This window comes from Kytococcus sp. HMSC28H12, from assembly GCF_001816045.1.
Lineage (GTDB): Bacteria > Actinomycetota > Actinomycetes > Actinomycetales > Dermatophilaceae > Kytococcus > Kytococcus schroeteri.
On the sequence record NZ_KV824476.1, the window covers coordinates 1 to 13,720 of the forward strand.

Sequence of the window (13,720 nt, forward strand, 5' to 3'; positions counted from 1 at the left end):
CTGCTGCGCGCTGTGGGTGGCCGCGCCGAGGGGGGCGCGCCGGCCCCCGGGGAGCCGCGCGCTGCGGTGGAGGGCCCGCGTGCCTGAGCTGCCCGAGGTGGAGGGCCTGGCCGTCTCGTTGGGCGAGCGGCTGGCCGACCGCGTGGTGGCCGACGTGGCGCTGGCCAGCTTCAGCGCGCTCAAGACGGTGGACGTGCTGCCGCAGTCGCTGCACGGGCGGCCGGTGGACGGGGTCCGCCGTTACGGCAAGCTGCTGGACGTGGTGGTGGACGGCACCCACGTGGTGGTGCACCTCATGCGTGCCGGGTGGGTGCAGTGGCACGAGCAGGTGCCGCGCACGCGCCTGCGGCCGGGCGGGAAGTCGCCGGTGGCGCTGCGGGTGACGCTCGACGACGGCTCGGGCTTCGACCTCACCGAGGCCGGCACCCGCAAGGGTCTGTCGGTGTGGATGACCGACGACCTCACCACCGTGGAGCAGCTCACCTCGCTCGGGCCCGATGCGGTGAGCCTGCGCCCGCCGCTGGAGTCGCCGCCGCTGGTGGCCGTGGACACCGCCACCGGGGAGGTGGGTGTCACCGCGTCGACCACGGCGGAGGAGCGGCACTTGTTCTGGGCCGGCGTGCTGGCCGACTGGCGCACGCAGGTGAAGCGGGTGCTGCGTGACCAGTCGGTGGTGAGCGGCATCGGTAACGGGTGGTCCGACGAGGTGCTGCACACGGCGCGGCTCAGCCCGTTCGCGCTGGGGGCGAGCCTGGGCGCCGACGAGGTGGGGCGGTTGGCCGAGGCGGTGCACGGGGTGCTGGTGGCGGCCACCGAGCGGGCCGTGGGGTCGGCGCCCGAGGAGCTCAAGGACGGTAAGCGTGGCGGCATGGCTGTGCACGGGCGCACCGGGGAGGCGTGCCCGGTGTGCGGCGACGTGGTGCGCGAGGTGACCTACGCCGACAGCTCGCTGCAGTACTGCGCCACCTGCCAGACCGGCGGGCAGGTGCTGGCCGACCGGAGAACGAGCAGGTTCGTCAAGTAGCCGGCCCGGGCGCGGGTTGCCGGGCACAGACTGCCGGGAGCAGCCCGAGGGGCAACCGGTCGACCCCTGCGACGCACCGTGGGCAACCGGTTGACCCCTGCGGCGCACCGTGGGCAACCGGTTGACCCCGCGACAGTCACCAGGTCAACCGGTTGCCCACGGTGGGCGGGGCATGCGGCCGGCGCACCTGCGATGCTGGGGGCATGGAGAACATCACCCCGCAGGACCTGTCCGACGACGCCGTGGTGCTGGACGTGCGCGAGCCCGACGAGTGGGCGGCCGGCCACGCGCCGAACGCCGTGCACATCCCGCTGGGCGACGTGGCCGCCCGCATGGGCGAGCTGCCCGAGACCGACGGCCCGCTGCCGGTGATCTGCCGCTCCGGTGGCCGCTCCGCCCGGGCTGCCCAGTACCTGGAGGCCCAGGGCTACGACGTGGTGAACGTCGACGGCGGCATGCGCCTGTGGGGCGAGCAGGGCAAGGCGATGGTGGCCGACTCCGGGGAGCCGCAGGTCATCTGACGGGCCGCCGGGCCGCAGGACTCTCCGGGTTCCGCACAGTTCTCCGGAAACCTTCGCCGCACCTCCGGCCCACCCCTCGATGACGCCTCCGTACTGCAGAGAACCATCCCGGCTTCCGTGCAGAAGGTGAACAGTTGGCGCGATCTGGGAAGTTGACCACCCTCTGAAGAGAGGTCGTCGTGGTTGTTGAGATTTTTCTTGGGAAGGTGGCCAAGGGTGCTTAGGTCGATATCATGCATGGCTCTTGCCCTGGTGGTTGCCTCGGTTGCCACGGGGTGCTCCTCCTCGTTCGAGGACTCGCTGGTCGCCGAGGCCGAGGATGGCGAGTTCACCGTGGGGAGTTCCTTGGGTGAGGATGCCGGCGACGTCCACGTGGTGTGCCCCTACGACCGGGTGTCCGAATTGGGTCCCGAGGCGAAGGGTGCCTTGTCGGAGGCGGGTTGGTCAGAGACGGACGAGGGGCGTCAGTGGCTGGTGGTCGAGCGGGGGTCCACGGTGCAGGTCGAGGGTCTCTCGCGTGATCGTGTGGACTTCTGTGGGGGTACGGGGCTGGGGACCCTTCAGTCCGAGACCCGGCTCACGGCCTCGCAGGGTGACGGAGGCGTGCTGGTCGTGCGGCGCAAGGGGTGACCTACCACCCCTCGATGACGCGGCCTAGGCCACTCTGCGCAAATCCCTAGAGTCGCCTCGAGTCGCGCATAGGCTCCTCGCGTGGACCCGATCACCAACCCTTACGCCCCCGGCGCCGGCCAGCGCCCGCCGGAGCTCGCCGGCCGCGACGAGTACCTCCGACAGTTCGACGTGGTGCTCGAGCGCATCCGCCGTGGCCGCCCGGACCGCTCGGTGCTGCTCACCGGTCTGCGCGGCGTGGGCAAGACGGTGCTGCTCAACGCCCTGCGCGGCCAGGCGGTGCGCGCCAACTGGGGCACCGGCAAGCTCGAGGCCCGCCCCGACCAGTCGCTGCGCCGCCCGCTGGCCAGCGCCCTGCACACCGCCGTCCGCGAGCTGGGCCACCCGCAGCAGGAGGACGTCGACCACGTGCTCGGCGTCATCAAGGCCTTCGCCCAGCGCGACGCCCCCGCCAACGCCAAGCTGCGTGACCGCTGGAACCCCGGCATCGACGCCCCGGCGGTCAGTGGCCGCGCCGACTCCGGCGACATCGAGATCGACCTCGTGGAGTTGCTCACCGACGTCGGCGGGCTGGCCGCGGACGTGGGCAAGGGCGTGGGCATCTTCATCGACGAGATGCAGGACCTGGGCCCCGATGACGTGTCGGCCGTTTGCGCCGCGTTCCACGAGATCGGCCAGCAGGCCCTGCCCGTGCTGGTGGTGGGCGCCGGCCTGCCGCACCTGCCGGCGGTGCTCAGCGCCAGCAAGTCCTACTCCGAGCGGCTCTTCCGCTACCACCGCATCGACCGGCTGGACCGGGGTGAGGCCGCCCGCGCCCTGCAGGCGCCCGCCGCCGACGAGGGCGCCGAGTGGGAGGACGAGGCGCTCGCGGCCATGTACGCGGCCACCGGCGGGTACCCGTACTTCATCCAGGCCTACGGCAAGGAGGTGTGGGACATGGCGCCGGAGTCGCCCATCACCGCCGAGGACGTGCGCGTGGCCGCGCCGATGGCCGAGTCCGAACTGGCCGTGGGCTTCTTCGGCTCGCGCTACGAGCGCGCCACCCCGGGCGAGCGCGAGTACCTGCGCGCCATGGCCGAGGCGGCGGTGACGGTGGCCGAGCAGGAGGTCGCCGCGCAGGCCGATGCGGCCGAGTCGCCGGACCCGTTGACCCGCGCCGAGGAGGTGGAGGCCGTGCCGACCTCCGTGGTGGCCGAGGTGCTGGGCCGCAAGCCGCAGTCCCTGAGCCCGGCGCGGGACGCGCTCATGAAGAAGGGGCTGATCTACGCCCCGGAGCGCGGGAAGATCGCGTTCACCGTGCCGCACTTCGGGCGGTACCTGCGCAACAGCCAGTGAGGGGCGGTTGGTAAGGATCTCGGCATGGCCTGAGCTGGCCCCATGCACCTGCGCCCATGGTGTGGAGGCCGCGACGGACTGACGGCAGGCGCGCCCGCTTCGGCTGGTGCGGTGCCGAGGGGTCCCTTCTGGCAGTCTCTGGCCATGGGAATCCTCCGGCGCCTGTTCGGGCGCGACTCATCATTGTCGGCGGCGGTCTCTCAAGAGGACCCCAGGCGACAGCCTGAGCCAGCGTCGGTGGTGATGGTGGCATTTCGCGACCTGGAGTCAAGAGCTCCCCTGGCGAACTTCTCACCTGAATGGGGCTACGCCTACCTCTGGCCCTTCGCCGATGAACCGCAGGTGGGTGACTGGGCCGTGGCTCCAGGGCTTGACGGCCCCGCGACTGTCATTGTGGGCATGGTCGGGCAGTGCAACGACATCCCTCGGCGCGAGTTGAAGAAGCTCATCCGTCTTGTCCCGGCCGAAGAGGTCCGTGCCGTTCGCGGGTCCTGGAGGACGGACGAGCAAGCGTGGTTGAACCAAGCTCGAACTCTCCTGAGCCTGGACGTATATGACGCTGAAGGCTTGGAGCCTCAGGGGAACGACCGCCCCTCGCTGCTCCTCCCTTGCGACACGGCATCGGTCCACGTCGCAGATGCGCAGGGTCGGGCGTGGACGCGGGCCCACCACCTGTCCAAGGAGCTGGGGATGGCTGAAGACGAGTGGGCCGCCTTCAAGGAGGTTGCGGTGCAGTGGTTCGCCGTTCGTTCCTCTCAGGAGAAAAGTGCACATGGGGCTGCGATCGAACGTCTTGTGGACCGGCTTGAGGGCCTCAACTTGCGCGCGGAGTTGGTGGGCCGGTCCCCCGCGGACGTGGAAGGTCTAGTGCTGGCGGGGACCCCTTTGCCGGACTGGCTGGACGTCGTGAAGTTCCTCGTCGAGGACGGTCGTCCCGAGGAGGCGCTCCGACTGGTCCACGTTTTGATCGAAGCGGCTGAAGAGGAGGCGCGACTCTCCAAACGGGAACCGACTCCGGCCTACACGGAGCGTGCCGCCATGATCTACCGCAAGCAGCGGCGCTACGCCGAGGAGATCGCCATCATCGAACGGTGGGAAGCTGCTTGCCCACCTGACCAGCGGGGTCCGGGAGCAGGGCAAGAGCGTCTCGCGCACCGCCTTGAGAGAGCTCGAGCCCTCTCCAAGATGTGACTGCCACGCGGGATGTGAACGGGTGCGGGGCATGTGCTTCGGGGCCTGGTCACTTTCGCCGAACGGGCTGGGGACAGAATCGTCGTATGCAGGGGTCCCAGTGGTCAGTTTCAGTGGAGCGCGGACAGTTGGTGTGACCAGTTCAGGCGGCCCGGCCCTGCCGCCGGTCCGGGGTGGCGGCCACCACCAGGCCCGCTGCCAGCGTCAGTGCCGCACCCACGAGGACCGCGCCACGTAGCCCGCCCCCTGTGGCGACGACGCGGCCGGCCAGGGCGGTGGCGCCGGCGACGCCCAGGGTGATGCAGCTGGTGTGCACGGTGTTCACCATCGCGCTGGGGACGGCAACGGTGGTCACGCGGGTGACCAGCAGCGGGTTGAGCGCCATGCCGGTGGCGCCCAGACCCACCAGTCCCGCATTGACTGCCGGGACTGAGTGGGGTGCGACGGCCAGAAGGGCGAGGGCCGCCACCTGCGCCGTGAGGGCCGCGAGCAACCACCGCTGCGCCCTCCCGGCGCCCGCCCGTCCGGTGAGGTGGTTGCCCACGAAGGCAGCGACTCCGAACGCCGCCATCACCGCGGTGGCCGCGCTGCCGTCCAGACCTGCCTGCCGCAGCAGGGGGTCCATGAGCGAGAACGCGGCAAACGCCCCGCCGATGGTGAGGAAGCTGGCGGTGAACCGCGTCCAGAGCGCGGGGGATGCCAGACCCGAGCGGTCGGCCTCGGCGTCGGGGCAGGCGTCCGGGGTGATGGCGGCTGGGAGCACCACGGTGAGGCTGAGCGCCATCAGGGCGGCCGCTGCACCCAGCGCGACGAAGGAGGCGCGCCAGCCCGCCCACGTGGTCAGCACGTGGCTGAGGGGAAGCCCCAGGAGGGTTCCGCCCATCAGGCCGGCGAGGATCGTGGAGACGGCCCGCGGCTGGTGCGAGCGATCGACAAGGTCCATCCCGGCGGTCAGCGTCAGGCCGAACGTGGCGCCGGACAGACCACCGGTGAGGCAGCGGAAGGCCATCAGGCCCGCCAGGTTCGGCATGGTGGCGGCCGCACCTTCCGCCACGGCGTAGACCACCACCACGCCGATGAGGGTCAGTCGGGGAGGTGCGCCGTGTGTCGCCCGGGCCAGGAGGGGGCCTCCCAGGGCGGCCCCCAAGGAGTAGGCGGTGACCAGCAGGGTGAGATCGGCCACCGGCCGGTGCAGGTCGTCGGCCATGTCGGTGAGCATGGCTGCCACTTGGAACTCACTGGTGGTCACGACGAACAGCGTGCAGGCCAAGGCCAGGACGGGGATGCGGGGTGAGGGGTGGTTCATGGCCCCACCGTCGGCCTTCACACTGGTGTGAAGGTCAAGACGAGGGAGGACGGCATGCGCATCTCCGAGGCGGCGGCCCAGGTGGGGGTCCCAGCGCACCGGTTGCGGCACTACGAGGCCACGGGGCTCGTGGTGCCTGATCGCACCGGGGCGGGCTACCGGGACTACTCCGCTGAGCACGTGGCGAGGGCGCGGCAGGTCAGGGCCCTCCTCGATGCCGGCTTCACCGCTCGCGACGTCACGTTGATGCTCCCGTGCATGGAGCCGAGACCGGCCCCGGAGCTGTGCTGCGAGGTGACACGGGCCCGGTTGGTGGAGCGCCTCGGTGAGATCCGGGAGCGGCGACAGCAGCTCGAGGTGACCGAGGGTGCCCTGGCCGACTGGTTGGACGCCGGCGCGAACCGGCGGGTGACCGGCGGCGCGACCCGGGCGCAGACTGCACTGCATGCAGCTGATCGTCGCCCCCGTGGTCCGGCTCCTCGTCACCCTCGCGCTCGCGGCCGCCGCCACCCTCGCCCTGCCACGCCTCGTCCCCGGCGACGACGGGCTCGGCACGGGACTGGTGGTCTTCGCCCTGGTGGCCGTGGTCGCGCTCGCCTGGTCCTTCCTCGACGGGCGCCGCGGCCGGAACGTGCTGGCCGTCGTGATCGTGTGGCTGGTGGTGGGCCTGCTGCTCGGCGTGGTCGCCGCCTTCAACGCGCAGGGCTTCGCCTGGCCCCCGGACCGGACGGTGCTCACCTCGGACCTGCGGGGCCTGCCGCCGTCCGCGGTGCCGCCTCGGGACATCGCAGCATCAGGCGAAATCTCTGCGGGACAGCGTGTTTCATTTCAGTGGAAGGTCGGTCGGGCAGTGCGCTTGCATGGAGCGAAAAAATGCCTATTTTCGCGGGTCGGTGATTATTCGTCACCGTGCTGCGCTCCGGCCGTCTCGCGGGGCGCGGCACAAGACCCCTGATCTCTACGTCGACCCGACTTCTTCCAGGAGAAACCGTGAACACGCAGACCTCGCGCCGCGCCGTCGTCAAGGGCGCAGCATGGACCGTGCCGGTGGTGGCCGTGGCGTCCGCCGCCCCCGCCGTCGCCGCATCCCAGACCGGCAAGCTCGCCGCCGGCCCCTGGTACAACACCTGGCCCGGTTCGCAGGACGTCAACGGTGACCACGGCGGCCTCGTGCCCTACATCATCATGGGTACCACCGACACCAGCGGCGCCGCATCCTACGACCAGACCAGCGCGCGGGACACCACCTGGGGCAACGACGGCACCGGTGCGTACGAGTGCGACCCGGCGGCTGCCACCACCCCCTACGGTGTCGGCGACACCATCACCATCACCATCACCGAGAACCTCGGCACCTACTACGGCGACACCCCGGTGGAGACCTCCGAGCCGGCGCCCGGCCCGGCGGCCTGGCCCGACCTGATCATCCGCGACGTGGGCATGTACACCGTGCAGGGCTACAACGGCCAGGTGGCCACCGACGCCGCCCTGTACGGCGAGTACAACGGCACCAACTGCTGGACCTGGACCGTCACCATGGCCCAGGACATCCGGCCGTGCTCCAGTGACCCGGTCACCTTCGACCTGCGCATGAAGTCCCAGGGCCTCAACGAGGACGGTTCGCAGCGCCTCGCGCAGTACACGATCACCGTCACCTCCCCGTGGGGCACGGTGACCCAGGAGATCCCGGCGCAGGGCTGACCTCCGGCGCACCAGGGAGGCCCCCGACGACAGGTGTCGTCGGGGGCCTTGCCTCGTCTGGTCAAGATGCCGTCCCGCGCGCCTTGACGGGGGCCTGACCGCTTCCGCACCAACCTCGGGCGCAACGAAGACCCTGCCCGTGCAGTGGTTTTCCTAGCCTCGAGGCATGAGCTCCCTCGACCGGATCACGCGCCTGCCGGTGCTGGCCACCCTGCTGTGCGCGCTCACCCTGGCGGCCATGGGTCCGGCCGCCGCGGTGGACCGCCAGCTGCACGGCGTGCGCATGGCCGGCCGCGACCCGCGGGAGTACGAGCTGCTGCACGCCCTGGACAACGTGGCCGGCCAGGTGGTGGCCCTGCCCGTGCTGCTCGGTGTGGCCGTGTGGTCCTGCCGCCGCCAGTGCAGCCTCCACCCGCTGCGCCTCGTGGTCTGGGCCGAGCTCCTCTTCTACGCCGGCGTCGGCTCGCTCAAGACGCTCCTGGCCCGGTCCTCGCCCACCATCGGTGACCCGGGCTTCTTCACCGGCGGTCTGCTCGTCAACGGCGCGCACGGCGTGAGCTACCCCTCGGGCCACACGGCCGCCGCGGTGCTCTTCTACGGCACCGGCGTGCTGCTGGTGCACCGCACCGTCGTCCTCCCCCGATGGGGGCAGGCCGCCCTCGTGGCCGGCTGGCTGGCGCTCGTGGGCACCACCACCACCGTCGCCCAGCTGCTGGGCTACCACTGGGTGCTCGACCTCGTGGCCGGCGTGGTGGTGGGCGGTGTGCTCCTGCGCCTGGTGCTCTGGGGCGACCGGTGGTGGCACAGTCCGGGGCGCCGCGTGGTGCAGCGGCTGCTGCGGGCCACCTGGCGGCAGGTGGACCCCCGTCGAGGGGGTGCCACCCGCTCCGCCGCGGCTCAGGCGGGGTGCTGGCCGAAGGCGAGCGGTTCCCGGCTCACCAGGTACGTGGCCCAGTTCAGCTTCAGCACCGAGCCGTCGGCACGCCGCGTGATGCGCAGCAGCTCACCGCGCTCACGGCCCGAGACGGTGCGGTAGAGGTCGTCCTCGACCCGCTCGAACACCGACGGCGGCGCGTCCGCCGGGGCCCCGGCCATGCGGGCCTCCAACTGCCCCTGCCGCACGCTGAACACCACGTGGCTGCCCTCGGTGTACCAGTGGCCCAGCAGGCCGGCCAGCTCCTCGGGCACCTCGGTGCCGGGTGCCCACACCGCCTCCTCTGCGGGCTCGGCCTCCTCCACGGCATCGGCCAGGTCCACCGCGAACGCGCTCGGGTCGGGCGAGGCGGAGTTGTTCATGAACACCAGTCCGCCGGTGCCGGACTCGCGGTGCGTGAACACCCCGGTGATGTGGCCGGGCATGCCGCCGGTGTGCCCCACCCAGACGCGCTGGCCACGGCGCAGCAGGAAGAACCCGAGCCCCATCGCCTGGGACCACCCACGGGGGTCCACCACGGCCTGCGGCTGGGTCATCTCCTCCAGCGTGTCCGGCGAGAGCACGGCGGGGTCCGGGTCGGCCACGAAGGCCGACCAGCGCGCCATGTCTGCCGGGGTGGAGGCCAGGCCGCCGCAGGGTGCGGTGCCGCGGAAGTCCGGCACCGGCTCGATGACGGGCACGTCGCTGAACGGGGGCACGAAGTAGCCCTGCACGTGCGCGCCGTCGAAGCCCACCGTGGTGCGCGCCAGACCCAGCGGGTCGAGCAGCCGGGCCTGCAGCGACTCCGCCCACGAGCGCCCGTCCAGATGGGCCACCACCTCGCCCAGCAGGCAGTACATGAGGTTGGAGTAGTGCCAGCGCGTGTGCGGGCGGCCCACCTGCTCGGCCTGTGCGGACTCGCGGAGCAGGCCCGCGGCATCGGGGAAGAGGAGGGTCTCCCACACGTCGCCGTGGGGCTCGCGCTGCACGCCGGAGACGTGCGCCAGGGCGGAGCGGACGGTGGCGCCGAGCGCGGGCGAGGGCGCGGCGCCGGGCAGGTGGTCGCCCAGGCGGTCGTCCAGGGAGAGGCGCCCCTCGTCGCGGGCCTGCATGACCATGACGGCGGTGAAGGTCTTGGTGTTGGACGCCACGAGGTACTGGTCGTCGGCGGTGGCCGCGCGGTCGCGGTCCTCACCCGCGCCGGTGGTGCCGATGCCCTCGCTCCACACGTAGCGCCCGCCGCGCTGCACGCCGGCGAACAGGGCCGGGACGCGGCCGGTGCGCTGGCGCTCCAGGGCGGTGCGGCGCAGGGTGCGCACGGTGTCCGGACGCAGCGGGCTGGGGGTGTGGGCGGCATCACTCATGGCAGGACCGTAACGCCGTGGCGGCGCGGGCGGCTGGGGGCGGGGCCGCCGGGGGTGTGGCTGCGGGGGAGCGGCCGGTGGAACAAGCGCCCGGGCGTCGCGGTTGAACCGGGCGACCACGCACCGCGCCGTCCGGCGCCGGTGCCCGCTGACATCCGAGGAGGCCCCGTGGCCACCGTTGAGCTGACCGCTGAGAACTTCGAGCAGACCATCAAGGACAACCCGATGGTGGTCGTGGACTTCTGGGCCACCTGGTGCGGCCCGTGCACGCAGTTCGCCCCCGTCTACGAGGCGGCCTCCGAGAAGCACGAGGACGTCGTGTTCGGCAAGGTCGACATCGACGCGCAGCCGCAGCTGGCCGGGGCACTGGGCATCCAGTCGGTGCCCACCACCATGGCCTTCCGTGAGCAGATCGGCGTGTTCGCCCAGCCCGGCGCCATGCCCGGCAGCGCGCTCGACGAGGTGCTCGAGGCCGTGAAGGGCCTGGACATGGACCAGGTGCGCGCGCAGGTGGCCCAGGAGCAGGCCGCCGCGCAGCAGCAGGCCCAGCAGGCGCCCGCCCAGCCGGCCAACCCGGCCGACGAGGGCACTGCCGCCGGGGGCCCGGACCCGGCCAACCCGTTCGCCTGAGCCCGGCCAGCACCGACCCACGAGGCCGTCGTCCCCGATGGGGGCGGCGGCCTCGCCGCGTGCCGGCCCGCGCCCCCGCACCCGTGCCGCCGGGTGACGCACCACCTAGGCTGACGGGGTGCTGACCCGAGACGACATCGCGACCGCCCTGGCCCTGCCCGTCCGCGAGGTGCCCGAGGAGTTCTCCGGCACCCCCGGCATCACGGCGGTCACCCACGACTCCCGCGCCGTCACGCCGGGCGCCGCGTTCGTGGCCGTCTCCGGGTTCAAGAACGACGGCCTGCGCTTCGCCCCCGGTGCCCTCGATGCCGGGGCGGGCCTCGTGGTGGTCGAGCGCGAGTGGCCCACGGCCGCCGACCGGGAGGCCGACCCCCGCATCGCCGAGCTGGAGGCAGCCGGCCCCCTGCCCGTGGTGCGGGTGCGCGACGCCCGCGCCGCCCTGGGCCACCTGGCCGCGGCCGTCAACGGCAACCCGAGCCGCTCGCTGCGCGTGCACGGCATCACCGGCACCAACGGCAAGACCACCACCAGTTACGTGCTCTACAACCTGCTGGCCGGCGTGCTGGGCACCGACAAGGTGGGCCTGTCCACCACGGTGGAGGTCATCGTCGACGGTGTGGGCCGGCCGGCCATGCGCACCACCCCCGAGGCCCCGCTGGTGCAGGAGAACCTGCGCCGCATGGTGGAGGCCGGTGCCTCCGACGCCGTGCTCGAGACCTCCAGCCACGGCCTGGAGCTGCACCGCGTCACCGGCGTGGAGTACGCCTCGGCCATCTTCACCAACCTCACGCGCGACCACCTGGACATCCACGGCGACATGGAGACCTACTTCCAGGTCAAGCGCCAGCTCTTCGAGCGCACCTCCGGCCCGCGCCTGGCCAACGTGGACGACACCTACGGCCGTCGGCTGGCCCGCGAGTTCCCCGGGGCGCTGACCTTCGGCTTCGACGAGGCAGCCGACTACCGCATCGTGGAGCCCACCGACCTCACCCTGGAGGGCATGCAGTTCACTCTGGACACGCCGCGCCACGGCGAGCTGCGCCTGGAGCCGCCGCTGGTGGGCGACTACAACGCGCTCAACGTGGCCGGCGCGGTGGCCGTGGCGCTGGAGTCCGGTCACGACTCGCTCGCCGTGGTGGAGGCGGTGAAGCACCTGGGGCAGGTGCCCGGCCGCTTCCAGCGCATCCCGGAGGCCGCCGAGCACGGGTTCATGGCGGTGGTGGACTACGCGCACACCGAGGTGGGGCTGGAGGTGGTGCTCACCGTGGCGCGCAAGATCGCGGACATGGCCGGCGGGCGCCTCATCTGCGTGTACGGCGCGGCCGGGGAGCGCGATGCGGCCAAGCGCCCGTTGATGGGCGAGGTCGTCTCCCGCATCGCGGACGTCGGCATCATCACCACGGACGACCCCTACGGGGAGGACCCGGTGACCATCGCCGACGAGGTGATGGCCGGCGCGGACCCGGCGGACACCCACATCACGCTCGACCGGCGCGAGGCGCTGCTGGAGGCCGTGGCCATGGCGCGGGAGAACGACCTGGTCATCGCGTGCGGCAAGGGTGACGAGGCGTTCCAGCACCTGCCCTCCGGCGACGTGGACCACCACGACCCCACGAGCATCCGCGAGGGCCTGGCCCGCCGCTGACGTGGTGGGGCCGCGCCCCGGGGTGGGGCAAGGTGTCCTCGCTTGCCCGCTGCGAAGGACGCCAGGGGAACGTCATGCTTGGGTATGATGCTCGCATCTTGGTGGGGGGGGGACCCTTGGGCTCATGGAAAACGGTGGACACACAAGGGCGTCGCGACACGCGCGCGGCGCGATCATCGGTTCGACGCTGGTCTTCTTCTCGCCGGAGCGGGCTGGAGCTGTCCTGAGGGATGGCCCCGCCACCTACGTGGCGATCGACGGACAGGATGTTCAGTACGCAGACCACCCGGGTGTCACGGGACCCGTGAACGTGACCTCCGTGTACCTGTCCAGAGACGGTCGAGAGATCCAGCCCGCAGGTCAGGCGACAGCGGGACTGGGCATCGGGCCCTGCAGGCTGGAGGCCAAACCGGACAGGCCGCATCGTTCCGGGGCGGATGTCTCTGGGCACGGGTACTGGGAACGCGGTGGTGACTGTTGCCCCGGGGGAGGGCGAGGGAAGCGCAGCACTGCCCGGGCCCGGTGCCGCTCGAGTGCGGTGACATCGTGGAGGAACCACGTCGACGTTGATGTCCACGGGCGATGGGACACCGCTGACAAGCCCTTCAAGGAGGCCCGGGTCGGGTGTCGGGTGTGAGTGGGCCAGGCCGTGTGCCGAATCGCCTCGTGGTGACGGTCGCCAGCGATCCCGGACCCCACGGCACAGCGGGTTGTGTGTGTCATCTGTGGGCGGAGGACTCCCTGGGCCGCGTCCTGCTGCTCGAGGACCGCGGGTGGGGGACATCGGCCGCCTGGAGCGAGGTGACCGAGGACAGCGTGGTGGCGGACTCCCTCCTCTCCACCGGCCCGGACGAGCCGTGGGGTGGCATGACGCAGGACGACGCAACCGCTTTCCACTATGGAGAACTGGCCCAGGTCGCGGCGCATCGCGGACTGGTGGTGACGGCCGAGGGACTGCAGGCCCTGCCCATCGAGGTGGAGCTGAGTGAGGAACTGCGCGCCCGACTCCGCCGCTGACGCGGGCCCGCCGGGGAGTCCCCCGCGGCGGGCCCTGCGGCGCCCGGGCCTCAGCCCTGCTGGTCCAGGCGCTCCCCGGCCAGCACGGCCTTCACCTCGTCCTCGGGCACCTCGGCGATGCTGCCGTGGCGCCACGCGGCGTCGTTGGTCCGGTCGATGAGCACGGCGCGCACGCCCTCGGCGAAGTCACCGCTGGAGAGCATGCCGGTGGCCATCCTCAGGTCGCGCTCCAGCACGCCGGCCAGGGTGTCCCCGGCGGCCAGGCGCAGCGCCGTTAGGGTCACCGCCACCGAGAGCGGCGAACGGCTCTCCAGCAGCTCGGCCGCCTTCTGCGCCCCCTCGGCCGAGTGGCCCTTCAGGCGCTCGAGCACCGCGGCCGGCGCCTCGCCCTCGTAGCACTCCGCGGTCCACTGCGCGGCGGCGGCCAGCGGGGCCTCCGCCTC

The 13,720-nt window shown here is 72.1% G+C and carries 13 protein-coding genes and 2 pseudogenes; 12 read left to right on the forward strand and 3 right to left on the reverse strand.

The genetic code is table 11. From position 1 onward, the window contains the following. Nucleotides 1-79 precede the first annotated feature (79 nt). The 5 genes from HMPREF3099_RS06695 to HMPREF3099_RS12875 all read left to right on the forward strand — a co-directional run bounded on the left by HMPREF3099_RS06695 (nucleotide 80) and on the right by HMPREF3099_RS12875 (nucleotide 4,701). The gene (locus HMPREF3099_RS06695) at nucleotides 80-1,024 is read left to right on the forward strand and encodes a DNA-formamidopyrimidine glycosylase family protein (protein WP_070705275.1); all 945 of its coding nucleotides are present in this window, start codon (nucleotides 80-82) and stop codon (nucleotides 1,022-1,024) included. Nucleotides 1,025-1,227: 203 nt separating this feature from the next. After that, complete coding sequence (locus HMPREF3099_RS06700) at nucleotides 1,228-1,545, forward strand: rhodanese-like domain-containing protein (protein WP_070705276.1); 318 nt, start codon at nucleotides 1,228-1,230, stop codon at nucleotides 1,543-1,545. 237 nt (nucleotides 1,546-1,782) lie between these two features. Further along, nucleotides 1,783-2,175 carry a hypothetical protein gene (locus HMPREF3099_RS06705; protein WP_070705277.1) on the forward strand — a complete coding sequence of 131 codons (393 nt, stop codon included), beginning with the start codon at nucleotides 1,783-1,785 and terminating at the stop codon, nucleotides 2,173-2,175. 81 nt (nucleotides 2,176-2,256) lie between these two features. After that, entirely contained in the window at nucleotides 2,257-3,510 is a 1,254-nt protein-coding gene (locus tag HMPREF3099_RS06710; protein ID WP_070705278.1) for an ATP-binding protein, read from the forward strand. Nucleotides 3,511-3,753: 243 nt separating this feature from the next. Beyond that, the gene (locus HMPREF3099_RS12875) at nucleotides 3,754-4,701 is read left to right on the forward strand and encodes a hypothetical protein (RefSeq protein WP_168168470.1); all 948 of its coding nucleotides are present in this window, start codon (nucleotides 3,754-3,756) and stop codon (nucleotides 4,699-4,701) included. Between the two features lie 142 nt (nucleotides 4,702-4,843). Here HMPREF3099_RS12875 and HMPREF3099_RS06720 read toward each other — a convergent pair whose 3' ends face one another. Continuing rightward, a complete protein-coding gene (locus HMPREF3099_RS06720) occupies nucleotides 4,844-6,007 on the reverse strand; it encodes an MFS transporter (RefSeq protein ID WP_070705280.1) in 1,164 nt (387 codons plus the stop codon). Nucleotides 6,008-6,061: 54 nt separating this feature from the next. Between HMPREF3099_RS06720 and HMPREF3099_RS13720 the strand changes: the two are divergent. From HMPREF3099_RS13720 to HMPREF3099_RS13475, 4 genes and pseudogenes are all read left to right on the forward strand, one after another. Then, nucleotides 6,062-6,247 (forward strand): annotated as a pseudogene (locus HMPREF3099_RS13720) (MerR family transcriptional regulator); the annotation flags it as partial. A 205-nt stretch (nucleotides 6,248-6,452) separates the two neighbouring features. Next, nucleotides 6,453-6,962 carry a hypothetical protein gene (locus tag HMPREF3099_RS13470; protein ID WP_070705281.1) on the forward strand — a complete coding sequence of 170 codons (510 nt, stop codon included), beginning with the start codon at nucleotides 6,453-6,455 and terminating at the stop codon, nucleotides 6,960-6,962. A gap of 35 nt (nucleotides 6,963-6,997) precedes the next feature. Next, the gene (locus HMPREF3099_RS06730) at nucleotides 6,998-7,708 is read left to right on the forward strand and encodes a hypothetical protein (RefSeq protein WP_070705282.1); all 711 of its coding nucleotides are present in this window, start codon (nucleotides 6,998-7,000) and stop codon (nucleotides 7,706-7,708) included. Between the two features lie 283 nt (nucleotides 7,709-7,991). Next, nucleotides 7,992-8,483: pseudogene (locus tag HMPREF3099_RS13475) on the forward strand (phosphatase PAP2 family protein); the annotation flags it as partial. 122 nt (nucleotides 8,484-8,605) lie between these two features. On the opposite strand, the gene HMPREF3099_RS06735 reads toward HMPREF3099_RS13475, so the two are convergent. Next, nucleotides 8,606-9,985 (reverse strand): serine hydrolase domain-containing protein, encoded by a 1,380-nt coding sequence (locus tag HMPREF3099_RS06735; protein ID WP_070705283.1) that lies wholly within the window; start codon nucleotides 9,983-9,985, stop codon nucleotides 8,606-8,608. A 168-nt stretch (nucleotides 9,986-10,153) separates the two neighbouring features. On the opposite strand from HMPREF3099_RS06735, the gene HMPREF3099_RS06740 reads away from it, so the two are divergent. From HMPREF3099_RS06740 to HMPREF3099_RS06750, 3 genes are all read left to right on the forward strand, one after another. Continuing rightward, nucleotides 10,154-10,615 carry a thioredoxin family protein gene (locus tag HMPREF3099_RS06740; protein ID WP_070705284.1) on the forward strand — a complete coding sequence of 154 codons (462 nt, stop codon included), beginning with the start codon at nucleotides 10,154-10,156 and terminating at the stop codon, nucleotides 10,613-10,615. Nucleotides 10,616-10,733: 118 nt separating this feature from the next. Beyond that, on the forward strand, nucleotides 10,734-12,260 hold the full coding sequence (locus HMPREF3099_RS06745; protein WP_070705285.1) for a UDP-N-acetylmuramoyl-L-alanyl-D-glutamate--2,6-diaminopimelate ligase: 1,527 nt from the start codon (nucleotides 10,734-10,736) through the stop codon (nucleotides 12,258-12,260). 714 nt (nucleotides 12,261-12,974) lie between these two features. After that, nucleotides 12,975-13,277, forward strand: coding sequence for a hypothetical protein (locus HMPREF3099_RS06750; protein WP_070705286.1), 303 nt, complete (start codon nucleotides 12,975-12,977; stop codon nucleotides 13,275-13,277). A 50-nt stretch (nucleotides 13,278-13,327) separates the two neighbouring features. Here HMPREF3099_RS06750 and HMPREF3099_RS06755 read toward each other — a convergent pair. Further along, nucleotides 13,328-13,720 (reverse strand): enoyl-CoA hydratase/isomerase family protein (locus HMPREF3099_RS06755; RefSeq protein WP_141762036.1); only part of this gene is annotated, 393 nt, incomplete at its 5' end.

Bases quoted from the DNA above. Each gene is read 5' to 3' on its own strand.
- HMPREF3099_RS06735 (WP_070705283.1), bottom strand. From the start codon at position 9,985: ATGAGTGATGCCGCCCACACCCCCAGCCCGCTGCGTCCGGACACCGTG.
- HMPREF3099_RS12875 (WP_168168470.1), top strand. From the start codon at position 3,754: ATGGTGGCATTTCGCGACCTGGAGTCAAGAGCTCCCCTGGCGAACTTC.
- HMPREF3099_RS06705 (WP_070705277.1), top strand. From the start codon at position 1,783: ATGGCTCTTGCCCTGGTGGTTGCCTCGGTTGCCACGGGGTGCTCCTCC.
- HMPREF3099_RS13470 (WP_070705281.1), top strand. From the start codon at position 6,453: ATGCAGCTGATCGTCGCCCCCGTGGTCCGGCTCCTCGTCACCCTCGCG.
- HMPREF3099_RS06700 (WP_070705276.1), top strand. From the start codon at position 1,228: ATGGAGAACATCACCCCGCAGGACCTGTCCGACGACGCCGTGGTGCTG.
- HMPREF3099_RS06720 (WP_070705280.1), bottom strand. From the start codon at position 6,007: ATGAACCACCCCTCACCCCGCATCCCCGTCCTGGCCTTGGCCTGCACG.